This is a genomic window from Streptomyces sp. NPDC059009 (genome assembly GCF_042740175.1).
Classification (GTDB): Bacteria; Actinomycetota; Actinomycetes; order Streptomycetales; family Streptomycetaceae; genus Streptomyces.
This window is the reverse complement of record NZ_JBHYJB010000025.1, coordinates 131,413-144,435: the sequence shown is the minus strand read 5'-3', so window position 1 is coordinate 144,435 and position 13,023 is coordinate 131,413. Positions and strand designations below refer to the sequence as shown.

Here is a 13,023-nt window from a genome sequence, read left to right as displayed (position 1 = left end):
GCGCCGAGAGCCGCGCCCCGCACCCACGTCACCGGTCAGCCCTCACGACGCGAGTTCGGCCGCCGCCTCTTCCAGCACCTTCATCTGCGCCGCGGCGTCCGCACCCCGCGGCCACAGCACCGCGATCGTGGAGATGCCGAGTTCGCCGTAGCGGCCCGCGCAGTCGCGGAACGCTTCCAGGGAATCGAGGGGGCGCTCCTCGCCGTAGCCCAGGACACACAGTCGGGGCAGCGTGGACGGGTCGCGGCCGTGGGCGCGGCAGACCTCGTCGAGCAGTGCCGTCTGCCGCTCGATCTCGGCGTACGGGGTGCCTGCGTAGAGCTTGGGGTCCTGGCTGATGTCCTGGGTGAGCCACTGGTCGGCGAAGCGGGCGGCCAGGGCCATGCCGCGCTTGCCGGTGGCGGCGACGGCGAGCGGGGGCCGGGTGGCGGGGGTGTTGTCGGCGCCGATGGCGACGTCGCGGGCGGAGAAGTGTGCGCCCTGGTGAGTGGTGGCGTCCTGGGACAGGAGCAGGTCGGTCAGCTCGACCCATTCCTCGAAGCGGGCCGTGCGCTGCGCGCGGGTCCGGCCGGGCTCGCCGAGGACGTCCGCGTCGCCGCCGGGGCCGCCCGCGCCGATGCCGAGCGTGAAGCGGCCGCCGGAGATGTCGTTCAGGGTGAACGCGGCCTTGGCCGAGGTGACGGGGTGGCGGAAGTTCGGGGAGGTCACCATGGTGCCCATGCCGATGCGCGAGGTCGTCGCGGCGACCGCGGCGAGCGTCGTGTACGCCTCGTGCCAGGGCCGGCCCTGCTTCCAGAACAGGTGGTCGTAGATCCATCCGCCGCCCAGGCCCAACTCCTCGGCCGTGCGCCATTCCGCACGCGCTTCCGTCCAGGGAGAATCGGGCCACATCACCGCATCAAGTCGCATACCGTCCGAGGCTACTGATCCGCCCCTCCCCGTCCTGCCCGCGGCGGCCCCGAAGGGGCGGAGGAGGACGGAAGCAGAGCGGAAGCAGGGCGGAAGTCCCGGGGTGGGCGTAGGCCGGAGGTCCCAGGGACGACCGGGACCAAGGGCCGAGGCACAGGGCGGAATGCCGTCGCGTGAAAGATCGCTTCAAGACTCGTACAAGCGGTGCCGGTTGGCCGCGGTCCGGCCGGCCGGCGCCCTGCCCGTCGGCCTCGGTCCAACCGACCGGCACCCTGCCCGTTGACGTGACGACCAGCCAGGAGACCTTCCACATGTGGGACGGCGACGCACTCGATCTCGACGCCTATCTGACGCACCTCGGGTACGAAGGGGACCGCTCCCCCACTCTCGCGACGCTCCGCGCGCTGCACCGGGCCCATGTGCTCGCCGTGCGCTGGGAGAACCTGGAGGCGGTGCTGCGCAAGCACCGGCCGCTCGACCTGCCGTCCGTGCAGGCCAAGCTGGTCGGCAGCCCGCGCGGGGGCACCTGTTTCGAGCAGGTCACCCTCTACGCGGCGGCCCTGGAGCGCCTCGGCTTCCGGTTCACGGTGATCCAGGGGCGGGTCCAGATGGGGGCGACCCGCATCAGGCCCGCGACGCACGCCATGGTCGTCGTGGAGCTGGACGGGCGGCGCTGGCTGAGCGACGTCGGGTTCGGGGCGAGTCCGCTGGAGCCCATCGCCGTGCCCGAGGAAGGGGACGCGTCGGACACGACCGAGACGACGGACGGTGTGTGGGCGTACCGGCTGCGCCGCCAGGAGGTCACGCCCGGCGCCCACGGATGGGCCCTGTACCAGCCCGTGCGCGAGGGCGACGGGCAGGTCGACACCACCGGCGACGGCTGGATGCTGCGGCACACGTTCACGTTCGATCCGCAGTACCCGGCCGATCTCCGCGTGACGAACCACTTCGGTTCCAGCAGCCCGCTCACGCCCTTCAGCGACCGGCTCTTCGTGCAGCGCGTGCACCCCGACCGGCTGTACCTCCTGGACAGCCGGCTGCTGACCACGGTCAGGCCCGGTGTTCCCGGGCCGCCAAAGACCCGGGAGCTCGAGCCGGTCGAGGTGCCGAAGGTGCTGGCCGACCTCTTCGGGATCGTGCTGTCGCCTCAGGACGCCGAGCTGCTGCTGCCCAAGCTGACCTGAGCGTCAACCGGCCTCAGCGCCCACTGACTTGGGCCTCAGACCGTACGAGTGGTGGCCGCCTCGGAGCACTCCTTGGACCCCTTGCACGTCCGCAGCTCGGCGACCGCCGCCGACAGGGCCTTCTTCCGCTCTGCGGACAACTGCCCGTAGATGTTGTGGAGTTGGTCGGGATCCTCGCTGCGGTCGTAGTACTCGCGGGCCCCGTTCTTGTACTCCACGTACGTGTACGTGTCGGTGCGCACGGCCTCGTAACTCGGCGGGTTCCCGCTGCCCTTGCGGGGCTTGTCGGGGTCGTTCGGCGCCGTGTTGGGTCCGTGGTGTTCGATCAGGGCCGACTGCGGCCAGTCGTCGGGCGTGGCGCCCTTCAACAGGGGTACGAGGCTGCGCCCGTCCGCTGCCGCGTCGGGGGTGGCGCCGCCGAGGTCGGTGAAGGTGGGGCACAGGTCGATGTTGGAGGCCACGGCCTTGGAGGTGGCGCCCTTGCGGATGCCCGGTCCGGTCATGACCAGCGGCACGTTGACGTCCGTGTCGAAGGCGGTCTGCTTGCCGGGCATCAGCCGGTACTGGCCCATGTGGAAGCCGTTGTCCGAGGCGAAGGCGAAGACCGTGTTGTCGTACACGCCCTCCTTCTTCAACCGCTTCTGCAGATCGCCGATCATCCGGTCCACCGCCTGCACCGCGCGCACGCGCTTGCGGTAGGTCGTGGTGATCTTCTTCTGCTGCTGGGCGGTGAGGGGCTTCTTGTCGGCCAGCCACGTGGGGGCCTTCTCGGGTGTCGTGTTGTAGGCCGGGGGCTTGGGGGACGGGAGGTTCGGGTACTTGCCCTCGTCCTGCGGGGCGGGGGTCGCCGGGCCGTGCGGGGCGAAGGTGGAGATGTCGAGCATGAAGGGCTTGCCGTCCTGGGCCGACTCCCCGATGAAGTCCTGGCCCTTGTCGCTGACGACGTCGGTCAGATAGTCCTTCGGCTCCCTGCCGTAGTCGACGGTCCTGCCGTTCTCGTTGAGGGTGTAGTCGTACTCCTTGTAGCCGTTGCCGGCCACGTCCCACTCGTCCCAGCCCGGCGGGACGTAGTTCTTCTCTCCCCCGACGGTCATGTCCGGCTCGTAGCCGTTGAGGTACTTGCCCATCATCGCCGTGCGGTAGCCCTGCTTCTTGAGCTCGGTGGCGAAGGTCCTGTCCTCGTTGCCGCGCTTGTTGAAGGTGTCGAAGCCGCCGTCGGGCGGGGTGTTGGTGAACACCCCTGTGTTGTGCGGGTACTTGCCGGTGAAGATCGATGAACGGGACGGGCAGCAGAGCGAGTCGGTCACCGTGTAGTTGGCGAAGGAGGTGCCCGCCTTCTGCATCTCCTTCACGTGCGGCATGTGGTTCACGAGATCCGACGAGAGGTCATCGGTCAGCACGAAGACGACATTGGGCCGCTTCGGGTCGCTCCGCGGACCGCTCTCCGCAACGTTCCCGGAGTCCTTTCCACTGCTCTGACAGGCAACGGCAGTGACCGCGAGGGCTCCTACGGCCACCCACATCGGCAATCGCTCGCGTCGGGCGGGGTTCATGGTCTCCTCCGTGGCAGGGGCGGACATGTGAAGGCCGTCACGCTAGGGGCGGAAGCTGAGAGGCCGATGAAAGTACGGCGGGCGGGGCGGCTCTTGGGGGCGCCGGATCACGCCGGCCGTCCATCCGCAGCTCGAGCCTGAGCGGCAAGTCTTGTCATGGACTCTGTAATTCACTCTGTCCTGAACGTAGACCAGTTGACTCTTCTCTGGCAGTCTCCAACAACTGAACGCAAGAAATCGAGTGTGCGTCCAGTGAGCTCTCCGATGGACGTCACACAGAGCCGCGCCTTCGCAGCCGCGCGCCCCGCCGGCTGGAGATCGGAGATTCATGAGAAGACCGTCCAGGAGCCGGCCCGTCATGGCCGTCCTCCTCACCACCGCCCTGGCGGCGCTCGGCCTGCCCTCGCTGGCCGTGGCGGCCGCCAACACCCCCTCGTCCGGGGGCAGTTCGCGCACCGACCTGGCCCAGGGCAGGAAGCTCACCACCGGCGGCGGCCGCTCCCCGTGGGTCCGGACCGACCTCGCGGCCACCCGGCGCATCGAGCGGGCCGTGCTGCACCTGCCCGCCGCCCCGCACGCGCGGACGCAGACCCTCAAGCTCCAAAGCAGCACCAACGGGCGGGACTTCACGGATCTCAGCGAGGTCAAGGGCTACAAGGCGAGCGCCGGGCACGAGCGGTCCGTGAACCTCTCCTTCGGCGTGACCACCGCCCGCTACGTGCGCGTGCTCTTCCCCGCCCCGTCAGGCAAGGGCAAGAACAAGGCCACGAGCGAGACTTCGAGCTCGGCCGCGGCCACCGGGCGGCTCGCCGACCTCGAGGTGTACGGCCCCACGAGCGGTGACAATCAGCCGCCCTCGGCGCCGGGCGGGGCCACCCTCTCCCAAGGCCCCGGCGGGCAGGCCGAGCTCACCTGGCACAAGGCGCGCGACAACCAGCGCGTGACCGCCTACGACGTCTACGTCAACGGCGACCTGCGTACGAGCCTCCCGCCCGGCGTGACGACCTACACCGACTCCCAGGCCGCGCCCGGGAGTTCGGGCGCCGCCACCACGTATGCGATACGGGCCCGCGACGCCGCCGGGAACCAGTCCCCCGACAGCGCGACACTCAAGCGCAAGAAGTCGACGGGTGACCGGCAGAACCCGATACCACCGGCCGGTCTCAGCATCACACCCCAGAAGCGCGGGCACACTGACGGCCCGGCGAAGCTGACCTGGCAGCCCTCCGCCGACGACAAGAAGCTCGCCGGGTACGACATCTACGCCGACGGCAAGCTGCGCAAGCGCGTGGGCGCCCGCACCACCTCGTACGCGATCGGCACGGCGCACCAGGGCGGTGTCGCGTACTCCGTGCGGGCCAGGGACGCCGCGGGCAACGTGTCGGCAGGCAACCCCACCGTCACCCGCGCCGGTTCGGCCGCCGCCGACGCCGATCTGGCCGCGGGCAAGCCGATCAGCGCCTCGTCCGTGCAGCAGACCTATGTCGCCAAGAACGCCAACGACGGCAGCACCAGCACCTATTGGGAGGGCGCGCCGGGCAGCTACCCCCACACCCTCACCGTGAAGCTCGGCGCCAACGCCGACACCAGTGCGGTGGTGGTCAGGCTCAACCCGGACAGCGTGTGGTCGGCCCGCACCCAGCGCATCGAGGTGCTCGGCCGGGAGCAGAAGGCCAGTGACTTCACCAGCCTGGTGGCGGGCCGTGACTACTCCTTCGACCCGGCGAGCGGCAACACGGTCACCATTCCGGTGAGCGCGCGAGTGGCCGACGTACAGCTGAAGTTCACGGCGAACTCGGGTGCCACGGGCGGGCAGGTGGCGGAATTCCAGGTGCTCGGCAAGGCCGCGCCGAATCCGGATCTGGAGGTCACCGGGCTCACGTCGGCTCCGGCGGCGCCGCTGGAGTCGGATCCCATCTCGCTCTCGGCCACCGTGCACAACCGGGGCGGTGAGGCGTCGGCGGCCACCGATGTCGCCTTCCAGCTGGGCGGCGGCAAGGTCGCGACCGGGCATGTGGGGGCGCTCGCCGCGGGTGAGTCGAAGGCCGTCGAGGCGAGCATCGGCACGCGGGACGCGGGCAGTTATCCGCTCAGCGCCGTGGTCGACCCCGCCAACGACGTCATCGAGGAGAACGAGGGCAACAACACCTACAACAGCCCGACTCCCCTGGTCGTGAAGGCTGTTGAGAGTTCCGACCTGGTCGCGTCGCCGGTCTCGTGGTCGCCGAGCGCGGCCGCCGCGGGCGACACCGTCACCTTCTCCGTCGCGCTGAAGAACCAGGGCAACGTGGCCTCGGCGGGCGGCGAGCACGCCATCTCGCTGACGCTCAGCGACGCCAAGGGCGACACGGTGAAGACGCTGACCGGCAGCTACAGCGGTTCGATCGCCGCGGGCGCCACCACCGACCCGGTCAAGCTCGGCACCTGGACGGCCGCCAACGGCAAGTACACGGTGAAGACCGTCATCGCCGACGACGGCAAGGAAGCGCCGGGCAAGCGCGGCAACAACTCCACGAGCCAGCCGCTGTTCATCGGGCGGGGCGCCGCCATGCCGTACGACATGTACGAGGCGGAGGACGGTGTCCTGGGCGGCGGTGCCAAGACCGTCGGACCCAACCGGAAGATCGGTGACCTCGCGGGCGAAGCCTCCGGGCGCAAGGCCGTGACGCTCGACTCGACCGGCAGTTCGGTGGAGTTCACCGCGAAGGCCGATACGAACACGCTGGTCACCCGCTTCTCCATCCCGGACGCGGCGGGCGGTGGCGGCACCAACGCCAGCCTGAACGTCTACGTGGACGGCACGTTCCTGAAGTCCATCGACCTGACCTCCAAGTACGCCTGGCTGTACGGCGCGGAGGCCAACCCGGGCAACTCGCCGAGCGCGGGTCCGGCGCGGCACATCTACGACGAGGCGAATCTGCAGCTCGGCAGGACCGTCCCGGCGGGCAGCAGGATCAAGCTGCAGAAGGACGCCGCCAACGCGTCCTCGTACGCGATCGACTTCGTCAGCCTGGAGCAGGCCAAGCAGGTCGCGAACCCGGACCCGGCCGCGTACACCGTCCCGGCGGGCTTCTCGCACCAGGACGTGCAGAACGCGCTGGACAAGGTGCGCATGGACACCACCGGCAAGCTGGTCGGCGTGTATCTGCCGCCCGGCGGCTACGAGACCTCCAGCAAGTTCCAGGTCTACGGGAAGGCGGTGAAGGTCGTCGGCGCCGGTCCCTGGTTCACGCGCTTCCACGCGCCGAGCGGACAGGAGAACACCGACATCGGGTTCCGGGCGGAGAGCTCGGCGAACGGCTCGACGTTCACGAACTTCGCCTATTTCGGCAACTACACGTCGCGGATCGACGGTCCGGGCAAGGTCTTCGACTTCTCGAACGTCGCCGACATCACCATCGACAACATCTGGAACGAGCACATGGTGTGCCTCTACTGGGGCGCGAACACCGACCGCATGACCATCAAGAACTCCCGCATCCGTGACCTGTTCGCCGACGGCGTCAACATGACCAACGGCAGTACGGACAACCTCGTGACCAACAACGAGGCGCGGGCCACGGGTGACGACAGCTTCGCGCTGTTCTCGGCGATCGACGCGGGCGGCGCGGACGAGAAGAACAACGTCTACGAGAACCTCACGACCCTCCTCACCTGGCGGGCCGCGGGGATCGCGGTCTACGGCGGCTACAGCAACACCTTCCGCAACATCCGTATCGCCGACACCCTGGTGTATTCGGGGATCACCATCAGCTCGCTGGACTTCGGCTACCCGATGAACGGCTTCGGGAAGGATCCGACGACGTTCGAGAACATCTCGATCGAGCGGGCGGGCGGCCACTTCTGGAACGGCCAGACCTTCCCCGGCATCTGGCTCTTCTCGGCCTCGAAGATCTTCCAGGGCATTCGCATCAACAACGTCGACATCGTCTCGCCGACGTACAGCGGCGTGATGTTCCAGACCAACTACGTGGGAAACCAGCCCCAGTTCCCCGTCAAGGACACCATTCTCACGGACGTCTCGATCACCGGGGCGCACAAGAGCGGCGACGAGTACGACGCCAAGTCCGGCTTCGGCGTCTGGGCGAACGAGCTGCCGGAACCGGGGCAGGGGCCCGCGGTCGGTGAAGCCACCTTCAACGGGCTGAAGTTGAGCGACAACGCACAGGACATCAAGAACACGACGTCCACCTTCAAGATCATCAACAACCCCTGAAGGGAGGGTGCTCAAGACGAGTCAGAAGAGCGGTGAGTGAGGGGTGTTGCCCGTGGCGGACGCTGCGGGCAACACCTGTGCCGACCGGTTCGCCGCGCGACGGCCGAAGCGCAGCAGAGCGGCGAACGGGACCACGAGCAGAGGCGCCACCGCGAGCCCGATGACGCTGCCGACCAGGACGAGCATCACCAGGACGAGAAGGCCCGCGAGCACGTAGCACGCGCCCTGTTCGAGGGAGTACGAGAAGGCGCCGAGCCGCGGGTGCTGGGTGACGTGCCGGCGCCGCGGAGGTGCTCCCGCACGCGTGGTCCGCAACGGCTTACGGGCCCTGCGCGGGGCGGTGGGCGCGTGCACCGGCGACCAGGTCGCGGTCATCTCGGTGCCCGTGCCGCCGCACTGGGCGCAGACGGGGTCGGGCGACGGCGTCGGCACGCGGCGGCCGTCGACGGAGTACTGGTCGCGGTCCACTCCGAGGTAATCGACGGTGCGGAGGACGTCGTATTCCTCGACCCAGTGATTTGCGCAGTCCGGGCAGACGAGGGAATCCGTCTCGTGCACGGTGTCGCCCGGTTCCATACGGGGCGCGAGTTGCTGACTGGAACTCATGAGGGTTCCTCGCTCCTCTCGGCAGGTCGAGCTGTTCGGCAAGCTCTTTCCCTTTTATGGAAGCTCTTTCGAAAGGAGATGTATTGAGGCTTATGCAGTCCGCTGTGAGGACAAAAGGCGGCGGGGTGTGTGCGCCACGTAAACGAAGGTGAATCCAGTCCGCCCAGGATCGCGTACGGGTTGAGCAGGTCCCAGAAGTTGCCCGCGCACCCCTCGTGCGCGTCGATCTTCACGCCGCGCACGATGTTGGCGAAGGTGGCGCCGCCCGCGGTGAGCATCCAGTCCTCGTTGCCGTCCCACACCGGCCCGATGGTGTTGATCGGGACCCGCTTCTCCATGCGGTTCTCCGCCAGCAGCTTGGTGAGGATCCCGACCCCGAGAGGTGCATGGGTCGTCCTCTCGTGCCACGGCGGCCAGGGCTGCGTGATCACGAGCACGCGCCCGCACCATTGAGCCGGGGCGGAGACAGAGAGAGACACCCGCCGGAGGCTCGGGGGCTTGGCACACAGGATCACAGGATCTTGATGGGGGTCGACGGATACTGGAGTCGGCGCTCGGCGACGTACTCGACGACTCGCGGCTCGACGGCTCGACGAGGGGAGCCGGGCGCGGACCGAACGGCACATGTACGTGGGCCGGCAGCTCGCCCGCAGGTGGGTGAGAGCGGGCCCGGTGAGGCGGTGAAGCATGCGGCAGCTGCTGGAGACCGGAGGGCAGGGCTGGCGGCAGGTGGCCGAGTTCGGCCTGGCCCTGGCGCTGTCCGGTGCCATCGGCCTGGAGCGGGAGATCCGCCAGAAGTCCGCCGGGCTGCGCACCTACACCACGGTCGGTGTCGGCGCCGCGCTGTTCACGCTGGTCAGCAAGTACGGCTTCAGCGACGTCCTGCACGCGGGCACCGTCGAGGTCGACCCCTCCCGGATGGCCGCCCAGATCGTGTCGGGGCTCGGCTTCATCGGCGCCGGGGTCATCTTCGTGCAGCGGGGCTCCGTGCAGGGGCTCACCACCGCGGCGACGATCTGGCTGACGGCCGCGGTCGGCGCCGCCGCGGGGGCCGGGCTGCCGCTGCTCGCGGTGCTGGCGACCGCCGCGTACTTCCTGGTCGCGTACGCCATACGTCCGCTCGCGCACCGGCTGTCCGTGCTGCGCTCGGCACCCGTGCACTACCGCATCGCGTATCTGCAGCGCACCGGGCTGCTGCATGAACTCCTCGAGGCGTGCGACCAGAGCGGGTTCACGGTCTCCGAGCTGCGCGTCCTCGCACCGCAGGGGCCTCTCACGGCGTCGATGGACGATGCGGAACAGCTCGCCGAGGTGCACCTGGCGGTGATCGGCCGCGGCGGCGACGCCGGGACGCTGACCGCCCGGTTCGCGGATGTGTCCGGGGTCGTGGCCTGCAGCCGGGGCGGCCAGGGCGACGAGTGACCGTACGCCCGGCGAGGGCGGGCGTACGGGGGCAAGGACGCGGCGAAGGTGCGGGCCGGGGCGAGGACGAGGGCCGGGGGGGGAGGGCGAGGGACTATGGGAAGTCACCATGTGACGCTGCACGGCCTGTGGCTTCCCACTGCGCACAACCTTCACTGAAGTGTCAGACCAACGCCTCGTCAGACAAGGCGATGTGGCGGTAGAACTTCCGCCATGGTCACCCCCCGAAACTCCACCCCCTTCATAGCCGCAGCCTCCGCCGCCTGCCTGGCCGCCCTGGCGCTCATGCCCGGCTCCGCCAGCGCGAACTCGAGCACGGAATCGAGCACGGAAACGAGCGCGAAGCCGTCCGCGAGGTCGAGCGCGGTGAAGGCGAACACGCTGAAAGTGATGACGTTCAACACCTGGAACGGAGGCACGCACGTCAGCGACGGCATCGGCAAGATCTCCTCGGCGATCACCAGCTCCGGGGCGGACGTCGTCGCCCTCCAGGAGAGCAACGGTGACGTCGCCCAGCGGGTCGCCGACCGCCTGGGCTGGTACACCACCGCCACCGGCACCCACGTCGACATCGTCTCCCGCTACCCGATCGAGAAGAAGGACTGGACCAGCAGCGGCAACGGCGTCGCCGCGGCGAAGATCAAGGGATTCTGGATCTACTCCGTCCACTTCAACTACACCAAGTACGGCCCCTACAACGCCTGTTGGGACAACGACTCGTACGAGACGATCTACGCCGACGAGGCCCTCCGGGGTCAGCAGGCCAAGGAGACCGTCTCCTGGGCGGGCGGCAGCCCGGCGATCGTCGCCGGTGACTTCAACTCGCCCTCCCAGCTCGACTGGACCACCAAGACGAAGTCCAGCCACTGCAACTCCGTGGTCCAGTGGCCCGCGACGAAGGCGTTCTGGGACGGCGGCTACTGGGACTCGTACCGCGAGGTCCACCCCGACGAAGCGGCCACGCCCGGCAACACCTGGTCCCCGGTGGTCAAGGAGACCAACGGCAAGCGCGAGCCGCAGGACCGCATCGACTTCATCCAGTACAAGGGCTCGACGCTGGACGCGACCTCCTCCACGACCGTGGGCGGCGGCCCGAACTGGCCGAGCGACCACCTCGCCGTCGTCACCACGTTCACGTACTGAGCCTCACACTGCCTCTCGGGCTGGTCCTCGGGCTGGACCTCGGGCTGGACCTCGTACCGCCCCTAGAAGCCGAACATCTGCGTCCAGGTCCAGTCGTCGTCGACCAGGCCGAGGCCCATCGTGGTCAGGTCGCAGTTGAGGATGTTGGCGCGGTGGCCGGGCGAGTTCATCCAGGACTGCATCACGGACTCGGGCGAGCTCTGCCCCCGCGCTATGTTCTCGGCGCCGGGCGTCCTGTAGCCCTGGGCCGTCGCCCGGTCGCTGAAGGTGCGTCCGTCCTGGCTCGTGTGGTCGAAGTAGTGGTTCGTCGACATGTCCTCGCTGTGCAGCTGGGCGGCGCGCGAGAGGCGGCTGTCGAGCTTCACGGGGCGGCAACCCGCCTTGGAGCGCTCCGAGTTGACCAGGGCCAGGACCTTCTCCGCCGGGGTCCGAGCGGGAGCCGCGGTGGGCTTCGGGGTCGGCCGGGGCTTCGGCGGCGGCGTCTTGGTCTTCGACGGCTTCGGCTTGGGCTTGGGCTTGGCATGAGTCTTGCGCGGCTTGGGAGAGCGGGACTTGTGGTGTGACGGTGAGGGTGTGGCCGTGGGCGACGAGGGCGTCACGTCCTTGGTGGGGGTCGCGGACGTGGAGTCGGCCGCGGATCGCACCGTGTCGTCCTGCCGGTCCCCGTCGGACGGCATCGCCTCCAAGGTGGCGAGCGTCCCTCCGGCGATGAGCACGGCGATCGCCGCGGCCATGCCGGTGGTCCGGCGCCGCCTGCGTATTCGCTCCTGGGCGCGGAGCTGCTGCCGGCCGCCGTGCGACGGTCCGGCGGGGTCCGCCGCGTGCAGGACCGTGGTGTCGTTCCCAGAAGAGGGCTGTGTCGGGGCCATGTCCGCGTACGGGGACACATCCTGGTACGAAGTCCCCAGGCCCTCTCCCATCGCTTCCGTCGCTTCCGTCGACGCGTGACCGGCCTCCGCCCCGTGGAAGGGGGCAAGCCCCGGCAGGCCGACGGCGGCGCCGACCACCGGCACGAGGGCCAGGCCCACCAGCAGCCCCTCGGCGGGCACCAGTCCGGCCTGGTGCCCCGAGCACACGGTGCACTCCCGCGCGTGCCGGGCGATGCGCTTGCGCCACAGGGCCGAGGGGCGGTGGTCCCAGTCTCCGGTCAGCCGGGCGAGGCCGGGGCACGGCGGCGTGGCGGCGAGCGCGCGCACCACGAGGCGCGCGGTCTCCAGCTGTGCCTTCATCCGCTGGACGCGCACTCCGGTGTGCTGCGGCGAGAGGCCCAGCGCGGCGGCGACCTCGGCCCGGCTCAGTTCGCCCGCGGCCTCCAGCCACCACAGGGCGAGGAGCGCGCGGTCGTCGGTGTCCAGCCAGCGCGTGGCCTGCGCCACCTCGCGCCGCTGGCCCTCAAGGCCGAGGCGGACGATGGTCAGGTCTACGAAGTCCGCGCCGGGATCGGCGACTTCGTAGGCGTCCTGCAGATCCGACCCAGGGAAGGCGGCCTGCTGTCTCGACCAGTACGTGCGGACCTGGTTCATCGTGATCGCCACCAGCCAGGACCGGAACCCGGCCGGATCGTGCAGCGCGCCAAGCCCGCGCAGGGCGCGCAGCATGGACTCCTGCACCACGTCGTCGACGTCCGCGTGGCCGTTCAGCGCCCGCCCGACGATGTTGTACACCAGGGGCAGATACGCGCCGACCAGCTCGTCCTGCGCCCACAGCGCCCCCTGCTGAGCCGCCTCGACCACCGCACGGTCGGCTTCGCCTCTCGCTGCCACGCCCGCACACATCCTTTCCACGTCCCGGCATTATCTGTCCGACACATGGGAGACCTTTGGGCAGGGGTGCTCATAACAAAAACAGGAGTGTCACCCGACACAGGACTGGAGTGCCGCCCGGCAGGGCCGCATCGCCCCAAGGACACACATCCCTCAACTCGGCGTGTGGCGACGGCCATTGACCGCCGCCGACGGGGATTGACCGGACCTCATCCCGCTGATGCAAT

General features: G+C 69.4%; 9 protein-coding genes and 1 pseudogene. 4 read left to right on the top strand and 6 right to left on the bottom strand.

The window, feature by feature from the left end; translation table 11 throughout:
- Positions 1 to 42 precede the first annotated feature (42 nt).
- Positions 43 to 909, bottom strand: coding sequence for an LLM class flavin-dependent oxidoreductase (locus ACFWYM_RS24720; RefSeq protein ID WP_384841120.1), 867 nt, complete (start codon positions 907 to 909; stop codon positions 43 to 45).
- A 284-nt stretch (positions 910 to 1,193) separates the two neighbouring features.
- On the opposite strand from ACFWYM_RS24720, the gene ACFWYM_RS24715 reads away from it, so the two are divergent.
- Positions 1,194 to 2,093: an arylamine N-acetyltransferase gene (locus tag ACFWYM_RS24715; RefSeq protein WP_384841117.1), complete on the top strand. Its 900-nt coding sequence runs from the start codon at positions 1,194 to 1,196 to the stop codon at positions 2,091 to 2,093.
- 35 nt (positions 2,094 to 2,128) lie between these two features.
- Here ACFWYM_RS24715 and ACFWYM_RS24710 read toward each other — a convergent pair whose 3' ends face one another.
- The gene (locus ACFWYM_RS24710) at positions 2,129 to 3,616 is read right to left on the bottom strand and encodes a sulfatase (RefSeq protein ID WP_384841148.1); all 1,488 of its coding nucleotides are present in this window, start codon (positions 3,614 to 3,616) and stop codon (positions 2,129 to 2,131) included.
- A gap of 388 nt (positions 3,617 to 4,004) precedes the next feature.
- On the opposite strand from ACFWYM_RS24710, the gene ACFWYM_RS24705 reads away from it, so the two are divergent.
- Positions 4,005 to 7,862, top strand: a complete 3,858-nt coding sequence (locus ACFWYM_RS24705) for a CARDB domain-containing protein (protein WP_384841114.1) — start codon at positions 4,005 to 4,007, stop codon at positions 7,860 to 7,862.
- Positions 7,863 to 7,883: 21 nt separating this feature from the next.
- Here ACFWYM_RS24705 and ACFWYM_RS24700 read toward each other — a convergent pair whose 3' ends face one another.
- Positions 7,884 to 8,468: a hypothetical protein gene (locus ACFWYM_RS24700; RefSeq protein WP_384841111.1), complete on the bottom strand. Its 585-nt coding sequence runs from the start codon at positions 8,466 to 8,468 to the stop codon at positions 7,884 to 7,886.
- Between the two features lie 155 nt (positions 8,469 to 8,623).
- A pseudogene (locus ACFWYM_RS24695) lies at positions 8,624 to 8,845 on the bottom strand (cytochrome d ubiquinol oxidase subunit II); the annotation flags it as partial.
- A gap of 310 nt (positions 8,846 to 9,155) precedes the next feature.
- On the opposite strand from ACFWYM_RS24695, the gene ACFWYM_RS24690 reads away from it, so the two are divergent.
- Complete coding sequence (locus ACFWYM_RS24690; RefSeq protein ID WP_384841108.1) at positions 9,156 to 9,890, top strand: MgtC/SapB family protein; 735 nt, start codon at positions 9,156 to 9,158, stop codon at positions 9,888 to 9,890.
- 179 nt (positions 9,891 to 10,069) lie between these two features.
- Here the strand turns inward: ACFWYM_RS24690 and ACFWYM_RS24685 are convergent, their stop codons facing one another.
- On the bottom strand, positions 10,070 to 10,291 hold the full coding sequence (locus ACFWYM_RS24685) for a hypothetical protein (protein WP_384841106.1): 222 nt from the start codon (positions 10,289 to 10,291) through the stop codon (positions 10,070 to 10,072).
- On the opposite strand from ACFWYM_RS24685, the gene ACFWYM_RS24680 reads away from it, so the two are divergent.
- Positions 10,281 to 11,033, top strand: coding sequence for an endonuclease/exonuclease/phosphatase family protein (locus tag ACFWYM_RS24680; protein ID WP_384841103.1), 753 nt, complete (start codon positions 10,281 to 10,283; stop codon positions 11,031 to 11,033). The two genes, ACFWYM_RS24685 and ACFWYM_RS24680, sit on opposite strands and share 11 nt — an antisense overlap.
- Before the next feature lie 62 nt (positions 11,034 to 11,095).
- On the opposite strand, the gene ACFWYM_RS24675 is transcribed toward ACFWYM_RS24680, so the two are convergent.
- Positions 11,096 to 12,808 carry a sigma-70 family RNA polymerase sigma factor gene (locus tag ACFWYM_RS24675; protein ID WP_384841145.1) on the bottom strand — a complete coding sequence of 571 codons (1,713 nt, stop codon included), beginning with the start codon at positions 12,806 to 12,808 and terminating at the stop codon, positions 11,096 to 11,098.
- Positions 12,809 to 13,023: the final 215 nt, after the last annotated feature.